The following is a 13,495-nucleotide window of genomic DNA, read 5'->3' as shown; positions in this document are numbered from 1 at the left end:
CTTTTGCGGGTATGGATGCCGTGATAATCGCGTGCGCGCAATGGCCGCGCAGCGGATCGAAAGGCTGTAGCGCCCCGGAAAATCCCGGTATGGTGCGGCAACCTTTCGTGTTCCCGCCGATCCTTTCCCGCCGATCCTTTCCCGCCGACCTGGAGCCGCAGCGATGACCGACACCCCGCCCCCCACCCTGATCGACGCGGCCCGGCGTTTCCGCGGCAACGATCTGGCCGGGGCGGAGGAGATCTGCCGCGGAGTGCTGGCGGCCGATCCGCACAATGCGGGCGCGCTGCACCTGCTGGGGCTGGTCGCCGCCCACAGCGGCCATCCCGACACCGCGCTGGAGCTGTTCGCCCAGGCCATCGCCGAGAACCGGAACGACCCGTCCTTCCACAACAGCCGCGGCAGCCTGCTCTTCCAGCAGGCCCGCCCGGCGGAGGCGGAGGAGGCGTTCCGCGCCGGCCTCGCCATCAACCCGCGCCTGCCGGAGCTGCACGGCAATCTCGGCAACGCGCTGAAGGCGCTGGGCCGGCCGGAGGAGGCGGCGGAGAGTTTCCGCACCGCGCTCGACCTGCGGCCCGAGGCGCCGGAGATGCATCATTTCCTCGCCGCCACCCTGCGCGAGCTGGGCGAGCTGGAGGCGGCGGAGCGCCATTTCCGCATCGCGCTGGACCAGGCGCCCGACTATCTCGACGTCCATTACAGCCTGGCCGAGCTGCTCTCCACCGGCGGCCGGCTGGAGGAGGCGGAGGCGGAGTTCCGCATCGTTCTCGCCGCCGCGCCGCGCTTCGTCCCGGCCCAGGTCGGGCTCGCCCATGTGCTGCAGAGCCTGGACCGTGCCGGCGAGGCGATCGAGGTGATCGAGTCGGCGCGCGAGCAGGCGCCCGACCACCCGATGGTGAAGTTCACCCGGCGGCTGATCTATTCCAACGCGGTGCCCGGCTGGCACCTGCCGATGATCAACGATTTCGAGCGCAACGACGCCTACCGCCACTCGCTGGAACGGGCGGTGACGCCGGAGTCGCTGGTGCTGGAGATCGGCACCGGCTCCGGCATCGTCGCCATGATGGCGGCACGGGCGGGTGCGAAGAAGGTCGTGACCTGCGAGGTCAACCCGATCCTGGCCCGCGTCGCCAAGGAGACGGTGGCGCGCAACGGCTATGCCGGCCGCATCGACGTGGTGCCGCGCCTGTCGACCCAATTGACGGTCGGCGAGGGCGGCGACCTGCCGGAGAAGGCCGACGTCTTCGTGTCCGAACTCATCAACATCGGCATGCTGGCCCCGCGCATGCTGTCGGTGCTGCAGCATGCCCGCACCCATCTGGTGAAGCCGGGCGGCGCCATCATCCCGCGCGCCTCCACCGTCTACGCCATGCTGGTCGAGACGCCGGAGCTGGCCCGCATCAACCCGGTGGAGACGGTCGACGGCTTCGACATGGGCAGCTTCGACGTCTTCCGCTCGCCGGGCTACCAGCAGATCGACCTCGGCGCCGACGCCCACACGCCGCTGTCGCGGCCCTTCACCGCGCTCGACTTCGACTTCACCCGCAACATGCCGGAGGAGGGCGAGCGGGTGATCGACGTGACCGTCGTCACCGCCGGCACCTGCCACGGCGTCGCCTTCTGGTTCGACCTCTTCATGGACGAGGAGGTTGTCTACAAGTCGGAAAGCCGGTCGCGCACCAACCATTGGAAGCAGGCGATGACCTTCCTGGAAAAGCCGATCGGCCTTCTGGCCGGCGACCGGCTGCGCATCGTCGCCCGCTACGACAACAACCAGATCTCCTTCGGCATCGACGGCTTCGAGGGCGCCGCCAGCGGGATCGGCGCCGCCGGGATCGACGCCAGCGGGATTGGCGGGTGAGCGCACCCGTTCCCTCCCGCGACGCCCCCTCCCGCCGGGCCATCGTCTCCTGGTGCCTCTACGACTGGGCGAACTCGGCCTACAACACCATCGTCACCACCTTCGTCTTCGCGGTCTATTTCGCCCGCGGCGTGATCGGCGATCCGGTCGAGGGCACCGCGCGGTGGAGTGCGGCGATGACCGTTGCCGGGGTCGCCATCGCGGTGCTCGGCCCGATCCTCGGCGCCATCGCCGACCGGGCCGGGCGGCGCAAGCCGTGGATGGCGCTGTTCACCCTGGTCACGGTGCTGTTCACCGCCGCGCTGTGGTGGGTCAGGCCCGACCCGGCCGACGCCGCCTTCGCGCTGGCCTGCGTGGTGATCGCCACCGTGTCGTTCGAGCTGGCCAACGTCTTCTACAATGCCAGCCTGCCGGGGCTGGTGCCGGCCCGGCTGCTCGGCCGGGTGTCGGGCTGGGGCTGGGGCATCGGCTATTTCGGCGGGCTGGCCTGCCTGGTGCTGGCGCTGGTCGGCTTCGTCCAGGCCCCGGCGCCGCTGTTCGGCCTGTTCGGGATGGAGTGGGCGGACTGGGGGCCGCAGGCCAACGTCCGCGCCACCGCGCTGTTGGCCGCCGCCTGGTACGGTCTGTTCGCCCTGCCCTATTTCCTGTGGGTGCCGGACGAGCCGCCGACCGGCCACGGCCTGCTGCGGGCGGCGCGCGAGGGGGTGGCGACGCTGGCCGCCACGCTGCGCGGGGTTCGGCGCTACCGGCAGGTGGTGCGTTTCCTGGTCGCCAGCGCCTTCTACCGCGACGGCATCAACACCATCACCGCCTTCGGCGGCCTGTTCGCCGCCGGCAGCTTCGGCATGAGCTTCGAGGAGATCCTGGTCTTCGCCATCGCGCTGAACGTGGTGGCGGGGGCCGGCGCCATCGGCTTCGCCTGGATGGACGACCGGGCGGGCGCCAAGCCGGTGATCCTTATCGCGCTGGCCGGCATGACCGCCTGCGGCGTGCCGCTGCTGCTGGCGACCGAGCGGCTGTGGTTCTGGGTCTTCGCGCTCGGGCTCGGGCTGTTCTTCGGGCCGGCGCAGGCGGCCGGGCGGTCGATGATGGCGCGGCTGGCCCCGCCGGGCATGGCGGGGGAGATGTTCGGGCTCTACGGCCTGACCGGGCGCTTCGTCGGCTTCTTCGGGCCGCTGCTGTTCGGTCTGGCGACCCAGGCCTTCGCCAGCCAGCGCGCCGGCATGGCGACGGTTCTGGCTTTCTTCGTCATCGGCTTCGGGCTTATGCTGGCGGTCCGCGAACCGGCCCGCTAGAAGAAGGGCCGCGTCAAAGCGCCGCACATGACACCATTCGAGGGCAGACCTGTTACCTTCGTTTTTGCTGCGACGCACAAATGTCGAAGCCGAGGGGCACGGACCATGCTGCACATCAAGGACATCGAGGCGTTCGCCCGCATCAACGAAGCCTTGAACGAAAACGGGACCGAGGCCGGCGGGACGGACTCTGCCGGCCCTGACGAGGCTGCCGGCGGCGGCGGCCCGGCGCATCCGGCGCTGGTGCTGGCGATGCTGGCGACCGGCCGCCTGCCGCTATCGGCCCTGTCGAAGACCGCCGCCCCGGACAGCGCCGCCCCGGCCAGGCCGGAGATGCCGGCCCCCTGGAGCCGGCTGTTCCGCCGGCCCTGAGCGCCGCCGGGCCAGCCTGCTGCCATCATGCTGACAGGCTGCTGCCATGCCGCCGGGCTTGCGTAAAGCCCCCTTCGCTGCCTTGGCGGGATTCTCCGGCGGGACCTTCACCGTGAGGTGGTTTTTCCGCCGACAGGTTCGGCGAAAGCGGGCGTGTGTCTGGCGCCGATCGCCATTCCGGGGCATGATCCTGGCCGACTGCAAGGCCGTCGGCGCTCCCTTCCCCCGTCACCGGAGCCCCCGTGCCGACCGCCCCTTCGGGCAGCGACGGCTGGTTCTTTGACAAAGTGAACAAAGCCAGTATCTTACGAGGCAGAGGTTCCCCCGCACATGCGGGGATAGACCCAGCTCGGCGCCTCGGCCGAGGACCAGCTCGACGGTTCCCCCGCACATGCGGGGATAGACCCCCCGAGTCCCGTCACAGGAGTCCGCATCTGGCGGTTCCCCCGCACATGCGGGGATAGACCCTCGTAGGCCGGCGGATGCGGCGCGTCCTTCGAGGTTCCCCCGCACATGCGGGGATAGACCCGACGATGCCCGGCTGCTCGGCCTCTCCGGCATGGTTCCCCCGCACATGCGGGGATAGACCCACCGACGCGAAGTCGGGATTGTTGATGTGCCGGGTTCCCCCGCACATGCGGGGATAGACCCCAGAGGGATCCGTGGGATTGCCCGGATGCATCGGTTCCCCCGCACATGCGGGGATAGACCCCACACCCGAGCAACGCGGGAGCCGATGACGGTGGTTCCCCCGCACATGCGGGGATAGACCCGAATGCGCTGTACGGTGGTGCGCCCGATCCCGGGTTCCCCCGCACATGCGGGGATAGACCCGCCGACGGCGTGGTCGACCTCCGGCCGGTGCGGGTTCCCCCGCACATGCGGGGATAGACCCTAATTGGCTCGCCTTGTAAATCAGCTTTATCTGGTTCCCCCGCACATGCGGGGATAGACCCCGTCCGGACGGCGATAGGGCGGGACTACTTCGGGTTCCCCCGCACATGCGGGGATAGACCCAAGGTCATGGGCGAAGGTAAGCGTGTGTACGAGGTTCCCCCGCACATGCGGGGATAGACCCGACGTGCAGGGGCGCCGGGCGGTCGCCGCCATGGTTCCCCCGCACATGCGGGGATAGACCGTACCTGGAGCAGCTGAAGGCTCCGGTTGAATAGGTTCCCCCGCACATGCGGGGATAGACCCCAGTGCCGACCCTGCCGATACGCAATTCACAAGGTTCCCCCGCACATGCGGGGATAGACCCCATGGCTTACCCGATGCCCGTTTCCGCCCGTGGGTTCCCCCGCACATGCGGGGATAGACCCTCGGGATATCGCCCACGTCGATGCTGGACAGCGGTTCCCCCGCACATGCGGGGATAGACCCGCGGCATGGACAGCGCTTTCTTCGGTGGTCACGGTTCCCCCGCACATGCGGGGATAGACCCGGTGACGCGGCCTTTCTTGGTGGGGTGTTTGAGGTTCCCCCGCACATGCGGGGATAGACCCTTCTGCAGCCTCTGGCTCGGGTCGGTGTTGCCGGTTCCCCCGCACATGCGGGGATAGACCCAGGTTGCGAGCAAGGATGGCCGCGAGTGGTTCGGTTCCCCCGCACATGCGGGGATAGGCCCGCCTCGTTCGACATCGCACGCAAGCTGCGCTCCGTTCCCCACCCCGCAGGAGAATCCCCCTTGCCTGCCGGTTGAGACATGCTATCCCTGGATCGTCTTGCGGTTGGCTGGCGATGGCACGGGCTTCAATGGACGGGAAGCGGCTCGACCCCTGGGGAAAGCTCGGCGAGCGGCCGGAGGAAACCCATCATCTGGCGCATCACTGCGCCGACGTCGCCGCCTGTTTCGAGGCCATCGCGGCGCTTCCCACCGTCCGGGCGCGGATGGAGGCGGCGGCGGGAGCCGCGCTGTCGCCGTCCGGCCTCGCGCGGCTGACCGTCGTCGCCTTCCTCCACGATGCCGGCAAGCTGCATCCCGGCTTCCAGGCCAAGGGCTGGCCGCCCGACCGGCGGCCGGTGCCGTTGCGCGGCCATCTCGCCGAAGGGCTGGCGCTGCTGCTGCGGGCGTCGCCGGGACGCGACGGCGACGCGAGCCGGGTGTGGCGGCCGCTCGGCCTGTCGGAGCTGGACTGGTGGGACGACCTCCACCCCTTCATCCTGGCCGCCCTCGCCCATCACGGCCGGCCGCTGGGCGCCCCGGCGATGGCCGCCGGCTGGGAGGCCGTCACGGCGCCCGGCGGCCTCGCCTACGACCCTGCCGACGGCGCCCGCGACATGGGCGGCGCGATGCGCTCCTGGTTTCCCGACGCCTTCGCCGAAAGCGCCGCGGACGGCACCGATGCCGCGAGCGGCGGCAGCCCGCCCCCCGCCCCCCGGCTCCAGCACCTGTTCGCCGGCCTCGTGGCGCTGTCGGACTGGCTGGGATCGGACCGGCGCTTCTTCCCGTTCGAGCCGGCGTTCCGCGCCGACTACATCCGCGCCGCCCGTGCCCGGGCCGCGGCGGCGGTGGCGGCGATCCGGCTCGACGTCGAGGCGGCGCGCGGTCCGGCCGCCTCCGCCGCCCGGGTGCCGGCCGGCTTCACCGCGCTCACCGGCTTCGCCGCCCCGGCCCCGCACCAGCGGGCGGCGGCCGAGGTGCCGGCCGACCGGCGCCTCGTCATCCTGGAGGCGGAGACCGGGGCGGGCAAGACCGAGGCCGCAGTCTGGCGCTTCGCCCGGCTGTTCGCGGCGGGCGCGGTCGACGGCCTCTATTTCGCCCTGCCGACCCGCTCGGCCGCCCTCCAGATCCATGGCCGGGTCAACCGCCTGCTGGACCGGCTGACCGGGCCGGACGGGCTGAAGGCGGTGCTGGCGGTTCCGGGATATCTCAAGGTCGGCGACGCGGTGGGCGAGGCGCTGCCCCACTGGCGGGTGCGCTGGGACGACGAGGGCGAACGCGCCGAGGACGAGCTTGCCGCCCGCTGGGCCGCCGAGAGCGCCCGGCGCTTCCTCGCCGCCCCCGTCGCGGTGGGAACGGTCGATCAGGCGATGCTGGCCGCCCTCCAGGTCAAGCATGCCCATCTGCGCGGCGCCTGCCTGTCGCGCTGCCTGCTGGTGGTCGACGAGGTGCATGCCAGCGACCGCTACATGGGCGAGATCCTGGCCAAGCTGCTGGACCTCCATCTCGGTGCCGGCGGGCACGCGCTGCTGATGTCGGCGACGGTGGGATCCCGGGCGCGGACGCGCTGGCTCGGCGGCCGGCGGGCGCCGGACTTCGCCGCCGCGGTCGCCGCCCCCTATCCGGCGGTGTGGTCGGCCCGCGATATGGCCGGGGGAAGGTCCGGTGCCGCCGCCGCCGCCGCCATCCCCGGCGACGGCCCGCGGGCGCGCCGCAAGACGGTGGCGATGACGCTTGCGCCCGGCTGGTCGGCGGCGGAGGCGGCGGAGCGGGCGTTGGCCGCCGCCCGGTCGGGGGCGAAGGTGCTGGTCATCCGCAACACCGTCACCACCGCCATTGCGACCTGGGAGGCGGTGCGCGCGGCCGGCGGCGACGGGCTGTTGCTGCAGCTGTCCGGCGGCCCGGCGCTGCACCATGGCCGCTTCGCCGCCGAGGACCGGGCGGCGCTGGACCGCGCGGTCGAGGCGGCGCTGTCCCCCGGCCCCGACCGGCCCGCTTGCCGCCCTGGCGGCGGCCTGATCGTCATCGGGACGCAGACGCTCGAACAGTCGCTGGACATCGACGCCGACCATCTGATCACCGACCTTTGCCCGGTCGACGTGTTGCTGCAACGGCTGGGCCGGCTGCACCGCCATGCCGGGGTGGATCGCGCGCCGGGCTTCGCCGCGCCGTCCTGCACCGTGCTGGCGCCGCGCGACGGGCTGGAGCCGCTGCTGGCGCCGCGCTTCGACAACGGCCTCGGCGCCTTCGCGGCGGACCGGTCGCTGTCGGGGGTCTACATGGATCTGTCGGTGCTGGAGCTGACCCGGCGGCTGGTGGCCGGCCGGCCCGGCTGGACCATTCCCGACGAGAACCGCCTGCTGGTCGAAAGCGCCCTGCACGAGGACCGCATCGAGGAACTGCACGCCGAACCCGGCGGCGGCTGGAGCGGCTACCGCGACCGGCTTCTCGGCAAGACCGACGCCGAGGCCCAGGCGGCGCACGGGGTGGTTCTGCCGGTGCGGCTGCCGTTCGGCGAGGAGCGCTTTCCCGGCGACGAGGCGGCGATCCGCACCCGGCTGGGGGCGGAGGGGGCCCGTCTGGTCTTCGCAGCGCCGGTCGCCGGCCCGTTCGGTCCCGCGGTTTCCGCGCTGACCCTGCCCGCCCACTGGTCGCGCGGCCTCGACCCCACCGCCCCGGCGACGGTGGAGCGCGACGGCGACGCCCTGCGGGTGAGCGTCGACGGGCGCCGCTTCGTCTACGACCGCCGGGGCGTGACGAAGCCTGTCGCCCCCTCTCCCCCCCGGGGAGAGGGAAGGGGCCCATGCGGAGCATGGGAAGGGTGAGGGGTGAGCCAAGGAACCAGAAGCGCATGGTCCTTGGGCCACCCCTCACCCTCCCCGCCTTCGGCGGGTCCCCTCCCTCTCCCGGGGCGGGAGAGGGCATTCCTCGCCGACTGTTTTCGCAGGAACATGAGCGATGCCCAACCTCCTGACCCAGCCGATCTTCACCCTGCCCCCAGCCGGCCAAGCCACCCTGCCGGGCGTGCTGGCCGCGCTGAGCGCCGACGCGGTGGACGGCTTTCCGGCGCTGCGCCCCTTCCAGGAGCCGGCCTGGCATATGGCCCTGGTGCAGATCGCCGCCATCGCGCTGCACCGGGCGGAGCAGCCCGACCTGCCGCAAGGCGCCCTGCCGGCGGACGAGGAGTCCTGGCGGGATCTCCTGCGCGGCCTGACCCCGGATTTCCCCGATGACGAGCCCTGGCGGCTGGTGGTGGCGGATCCCGGCCAGCCGGCCTTCCTCCAGCCGCCGCTGCCGCCGGGCGTGACGCTGGGCAATCTGGTGGAGACGCCCGACGCCATCGACCTGCTGATCACCGCCAGGAACCACGACCTGAAACAGGCGGTGGCACAGGACGCCGGGGCGGAGGATTGGGTGTTCGCGCTGGTCTCCGGCCAGACCGGCGACGGCTACAACGGTTCCGGCAATTACGGCATCTCGCGGATGAACGGCGGCTCGTCGTCGCGGCCGTTGCTGGGGCTGGCCCCGGCCGGTCCGGGCCGGCTGACGACCCCGCGCCCCGGCCCCTGGTTCCGGCGCGACGTCCTGGCGCTGCTGGCGGCGCGCGCCGACGGGCTGGACGGCGTCGATCCGCCGCTGTTCGCCGAGGAGGACGGGCTTGCGCTGCTGTGGCTGCCGCCCTGGCCGGAGGGCGAGCAGCTCCGCCTGTCGCAGCTCGACCCCTGGTATGTCGAAATCTGCCGCCGCATCCGGCTGGAGGAGGCCGGGGGCCGCATCGTCGCCCGCAAGGGCACCTCCAAGGCGGCGCGGGTCGCCGCCAAGGACCGCAACGGCGTGGTCGGCGATCCCTGGGCGCCGGTCCACAAGACCCAGAACAAGAGCCTGACCCTGTCGGAGCGCGATTTCAGCTATGGCCTGCTGAGCGATCTGCTGTTTTCCGGCGAGTGGACCCTGCCGCTGCTCGCCCGCCCCACCCCGCAGGAGCCGGCCGGCACGCCCCTCCTGCTGGTCGCGGCGGCGCTGGCGCGCGGCAACAGCAAGACGGAGGGGTTCAAGCGCCGCGACCTGCCGCTGAACGGCCGCATCGCCCAGGCGATGGCCGATGCGCAGGGGCGGCTCAGGCTGGCCGATCTCGCCCGGCGGCAGATCGAGGAGATCCGGATGTTCGACAAGGCGCTGCGCGCCGCGCTGGCGCTGGCCGCGGCCGGCGGCGACCGGGACCGCGTCGGGAAGGAGCATTACGCCCACGCCAAGCCCGCCGCCCTTCGGTTCGACCGCGCCGCCGACGGGCTGTTCTTCCGCCATCTGTGGGACTGGTTCGAGGCGCAGGGGACCGACCGCGAGGCCGCCTGCCGCGCCGCCTTCGCCCGCGCATTGTGGGCGGCGGTGCGGACGCAGTTCGAGGCGGCGCTGCCCGCCATTCCCTGCCATGCGCGCTTCCGGCCGCGGGCCGAGGCGCGGGCACGCCGCCGGCTGTGGGGCGACGGCGACCTGCGCGCCCATTTCCCCACCCTGTTCGCGACGCCGGCCGAAACGAGGCCCCCCGATGCAAACCATGCCGATGCGAACCACGCCGACGCCGATCTCGACCATGCCGACGCTTGACGAGTCCGTGGCGACGATCGCCGCCCGCCTGCTGGCGCTGAAGCCCGGCCCGCTGGCCGCGCTGCGGCGGATGGATCCCGACGGCGGCGCCGGCACGCCCGAGTTCTGGCGCCTCGCCGCCGACCTCGACCTGCCGCAGGAGAGGGCCGGCACCTGGATGCGGATCGTCCGCATCATGGCGATCCTGTCGGACAAGGGGGCGCCGGGAACGCGCAAGACCCTGCACGACCGGCGGCGTCCGCTCGGCGCCGCGCTGGCCGACGGCGGCGACCGCGAGTGGAAGCCGCCGCCCGGCGATGAGCCCTATCCGGTGCTGTCGGAAGCGCGCCTGACCCGCTTCCTCGCCCTGCCGGCCGGCCGGCGGGCGGAGGCGCTGGAACGGATCGCCCGCGCGCTGGCCGCCAACCGCCGCTCCGGCCACGGGCTGGACTGCCGCGACATCGCCGCCCTGCTGCTGGACCCCGACGATCCGGGGCCGATCCGCAAGCTCGCCCGCGCCTATTACAACCGTCTCGACGGCGTCCGGCGCCGCGCCGCGGACGACGGCGGAACCGACGGCGGAACCGACGGCGAACCCGACAGAAACGACAACGACAAGAACGAGGAAGGAGCCGCCTGATGCCCAACCCCCGCTTCCTGCAAATCCACACGCTGCACAGCTACACCGCCGCCCTGCTGAACCGCGACGACACCGGGCAGGCCAAGCAGCTTCCCTATGGCGGCACGCTGCGCACGCGGATTTCCTCGCAATGCCTGAAGCGGCACTGGCGGATGGCCGAGGACGTCCACGCCCTGTCCAACATCGACGGGGCGGAGGAGTCCTTCCGCTCGCGCGAGTTGGTGACCAAGCTGGTGATCGACCCGCTGCGCGCGCCCTTCTCCGACGCCATCGCCGACGCGCTGGAACCGGAATTCCAGAAGGCGGTCTATGGCGACAAGGCCGACAAGGGCAAGCAGAGCCGCCAGACCCTGCTGCTCGGCGCCCCCGAGCTGGCATGGCTGGCGCGCGAGGCCGAAGGGCTGGCCGCCGCGGCCGGCGGCGACGCCAAGGCGGCGAAGGCCTCCGCCGCCGACTGGCTGAAGGGCTTCAAGGACAACATCAAGGCATTGCGCGAGGCGACGGCGCTGCCCGGCGGTCTGGCCGCGGCGCTGTTCGGCCGGATGGTGACGTCCGACCCGGCGGCCAACATCGACGCCCCCATCCATGTCGCCCATTCCTTCACCGTCCATGCCGAGGAAAGCGAGATCGACTATTTCACCGCGGTCGACGACCTCAAGCGCGACGAGGACGAGGCCGGCGCCGACACCATCCAGGAAACCGAACTGACCTCCGGCCTCTATTACGGCTATGCGGTGATCGACCTGCCGGGCCTGATCGCCAATTGCGGCGGCGATGCCGGGCTGGCCGGGCGGGTCGTCCACAACCTCGTGTACCTGATCGCCGAGGTGTCGCCGGGGGCCAAGCTCGGCTCCACCGCCCCCTATGGCCGGGCCGAGCTGATGCTGCTGGAGGCCGGCGACCGCCAGCCGCGCAGCCTCGCCGCCGCCTTCCGCAAGGCGGTCCCCCATGACCTGGAGGCGGCGGCGGCCAGCCTCTCCGGCCATCTCGGACGGATGGACGACACCTATGCCACCGGCGAGGCGAGGCGCCACCTGTCGCTGGCCGACACCGCCCCGCCGGCGTCGGAGCGCGGGTCGCTGGCCGACCTCGCCCTCTGGGCGCAGGACCGGGCCGCCGGGGCGGCGCGATGAGCGTCGATGCGGCAGGCACGGACCGTCGCCCGGACCATCTCCCGGATCATCGCTGGCTGGTCCTGCGGCTGGAGGCGCCGCTGGTCGCCTTCGGCGGCGTGACCATCGACGCGGTCGGGGTGACGCGCGACTTTCCCGCCGCCTCGATGCTGACCGGCCTGTTCGCCAATGCGCTCGGCTGGTCGCGCACCCAGGCGGCGGCGCATCAGGCGCTCCAGGACCGTCTGGTCTTCGGCGCGCGCCGCGAGCGGGCCGACCCGGGCGGCATCCTGACCGACAGCCAGAACGCGCAGCTCGAACCGCGGGAACGCGGCTGGACCACCCGCGGCCGGCCGGAGGAGCGCGGCGGCGGCGGACAGGGCATCCACCGGCGCCGCCGCGACTATCACCCCGACGCCTGCGTCCGGCTGGTGGTCCGGCTCGCCCCCGCGGGGCAGGCGCCCGGCCTCGAGACGCCCGACCTCGACGGGCTGGCGGCGGCGCTGGAGCGTCCGGCCCGGCCGCTGTTCATCGGCCGCAAGCCCTGCCTGCCCAGCCATCCGATCTGGACGCCGGGGGCGGAGGTGACGGCGCCGACGGTCCATGCGGCGCTGGCCCTGCTGCTCCCGCTGCCCCCGCTGGATCCGTTGGAGGATGCCGGGACCGCCGCCCCGCCCTGGTCCGCCCTGTGGCCGGTGGGCGAGGGGCCGGAGACCGGCGCCGGGGTCGACCGCGTCACCGCGCTGGCCGATTTGCGCAACTGGCGCACCGGCCTGCATGGCGGCACCCGTCTGGTGGTGGAGGGGCGGATCGGCCCCGCCCCGGCATCGCCCGCCCAGATATCGCCCGCCCAGATATCGCCCGCCGCCGCAGGAGGGACGCCATGACGGCGGCCCTGCACCTGATCCGCCTGCCCGTCGATGTCGGGGCGCTGTCGCGCTGGGCCGGCGAGCGCCGTCTCGGCCTGACCGACGGCGGCGGCTTCGACGACGGCCGGGCGCTGCACCATCTGCTGTCGGAGACGTTCGGCAAGGGCCGGCTCCAGCCCTTCCGGCTGCTGGTCCCTCCCGGACGGGGCGGCCGGGGCAGCCTGTACGCCTATTGCCGGACCGACGCCGCAGCCCTGCGCGAGGAGGCCCTCGCCGTCGCCCCGCCCGAGCATCTGAATGTGGTCGATCTGCCGGCGCTGGCGGACAAGCCGATGCCCGGCGACTGGCGGGCCGGCCGCCGGCTCGGCTTCGAGATCCGCGCCCGCCCGGTGCGGCGCCTGCTGGCGCCGCTGGCCGCCGGGCCGGGGAATGGGCCGGGGAATGGGCCGGCGGCTGGGACCGGCGGTCGCCCCTTCGCCAAGGGCGACGAGGTCGACGCCTTCCTGGTCGCCGCCCTGCGCCGGCTCCCGGACGCCGACGGCGGAACCGCCCTCAGCCGGGAGTCGGTCTATGCCGGCTGGCTGGCCGAGCGGCTGGCGGGTGCGGCGACGCTGACGGCGGTGCGGCTCGCCTCCTTCCGGCGCCATGCCGCCAGCCGCAAGGGGAACCGGCGGGGGGCGGTGACGCTGGACGGGCCGGACGCGCTGCTCCAGGGCGAGTTGGAGGTCGGCGATCCCGACGCCTTCCGGCTGGCGCTGGAAAAGGGGGTGGGCCGGCACCGGGCCTACGGCTTCGGCATGCTGCTGCTGCGCCCGGTTTCGCCGGACCGGGCGGCGGAGCGGCCGGCGGACCGGGCTGGAGAGCGTGGGGGATGCTGACCGGGCGGCTTGGGCTGGACAAGGCCCGGATCCCCCATTCCGACCGGCATGGTCTCGTCTGGCTCGACCGCGGGCGGCTGGAGGTGGAGAGCGGCTGCCTGCGCTTCGTGACCGCCGGGGGCGGCGACCTGGCGGCGGGCGACTACCAGATCCCGCACCAGGGCGTGTCGATGATCCTGCTCGGCCCCGGCTCCAGCGTCACCCACGACGCGCTGCGGCTG

The 13,495-nt window shown here is 72.9% G+C and carries 9 protein-coding genes and 1 CRISPR repeat array; all 9 genes read left to right on the top strand.

Features of this window, described 5'->3' with window-relative positions:
- Window positions 1–163: 163 nt before the first annotated feature.
- The 9 genes from ABMY26_RS14565 to ABMY26_RS14525 all read left to right on the top strand — a co-directional run bounded on the left by ABMY26_RS14565 (window position 164) and on the right by ABMY26_RS14525 (window position 13,274).
- Entirely contained in the window at window positions 164–1,861 is a 1,698-nt protein-coding gene (locus tag ABMY26_RS14565; RefSeq protein WP_372397974.1) for a tetratricopeptide repeat protein, read from the top strand.
- A complete protein-coding gene (locus ABMY26_RS14560; RefSeq protein ID WP_372397973.1) occupies window positions 1,858–3,156 on the top strand; it encodes an MFS transporter in 1,299 nt (432 codons plus the stop codon). The genes ABMY26_RS14565 and ABMY26_RS14560 overlap by 4 nt, the downstream gene beginning before the upstream one ends.
- A 105-nt stretch (window positions 3,157–3,261) precedes the next feature.
- The gene (locus ABMY26_RS14555) at window positions 3,262–3,528 is read left to right on the top strand and encodes a hypothetical protein (RefSeq protein WP_372397972.1); all 267 of its coding nucleotides are present in this window, start codon (window positions 3,262–3,264) and stop codon (window positions 3,526–3,528) included.
- Window positions 3,529–3,845: 317 nt separating this feature from the next.
- A CRISPR array of direct repeats spans window positions 3,846–5,155; the repeat unit is 29 nt; unit sequence GGTTCCCCCGCACATGCGGGGATAGACCC.
- A 113-nt stretch (window positions 5,156–5,268) separates the two neighbouring features.
- Entirely contained in the window at window positions 5,269–8,016 is a 2,748-nt protein-coding gene (gene cas3, locus ABMY26_RS14550; RefSeq protein ID WP_372397971.1) for a CRISPR-associated helicase Cas3', read from the top strand.
- 133 nt (window positions 8,017–8,149) lie between these two features.
- Window positions 8,150–9,796, top strand: coding sequence for a CRISPR-associated protein Cse1 (locus ABMY26_RS14545; RefSeq protein ID WP_372397970.1), 1,647 nt, complete (start codon window positions 8,150–8,152; stop codon window positions 9,794–9,796).
- The gene (locus tag ABMY26_RS14540; RefSeq protein WP_372397969.1) at window positions 9,747–10,415 is read left to right on the top strand and encodes a hypothetical protein; all 669 of its coding nucleotides are present in this window, start codon (window positions 9,747–9,749) and stop codon (window positions 10,413–10,415) included. Before ABMY26_RS14545 ends, ABMY26_RS14540 begins: the two co-directional genes overlap by 50 nt.
- Complete coding sequence (cas7e, locus tag ABMY26_RS14535; RefSeq protein WP_372397968.1) at window positions 10,415–11,548, top strand: type I-E CRISPR-associated protein Cas7/Cse4/CasC; 1,134 nt, start codon at window positions 10,415–10,417, stop codon at window positions 11,546–11,548. Before ABMY26_RS14540 ends, cas7e begins: the two co-directional genes overlap by 1 nt.
- On the top strand, window positions 11,545–12,414 hold the full coding sequence (gene cas5e / locus ABMY26_RS14530; RefSeq protein WP_372397967.1) for a type I-E CRISPR-associated protein Cas5/CasD: 870 nt from the start codon (window positions 11,545–11,547) through the stop codon (window positions 12,412–12,414). The genes cas7e and cas5e overlap by 4 nt, the downstream gene beginning before the upstream one ends.
- Window positions 12,411–13,274, top strand: a complete 864-nt coding sequence (locus ABMY26_RS14525) for a type I-E CRISPR-associated protein Cas6/Cse3/CasE (protein WP_372397966.1) — start codon at window positions 12,411–12,413, stop codon at window positions 13,272–13,274. The genes cas5e and ABMY26_RS14525 overlap by 4 nt, the downstream gene beginning before the upstream one ends.
- Window positions 13,275–13,495 lie beyond the last annotated feature (221 nt).

Source organism: Azospirillum sp. HJ39 (assembly GCF_041507355.1).
Lineage (GTDB): Bacteria > Pseudomonadota > Alphaproteobacteria > Azospirillales > Azospirillaceae > Azospirillum > Azospirillum thiophilum.
Note: the sequence above shows the minus strand (reverse complement) of the source record. Positions and strands in the feature narration are given on the sequence as shown.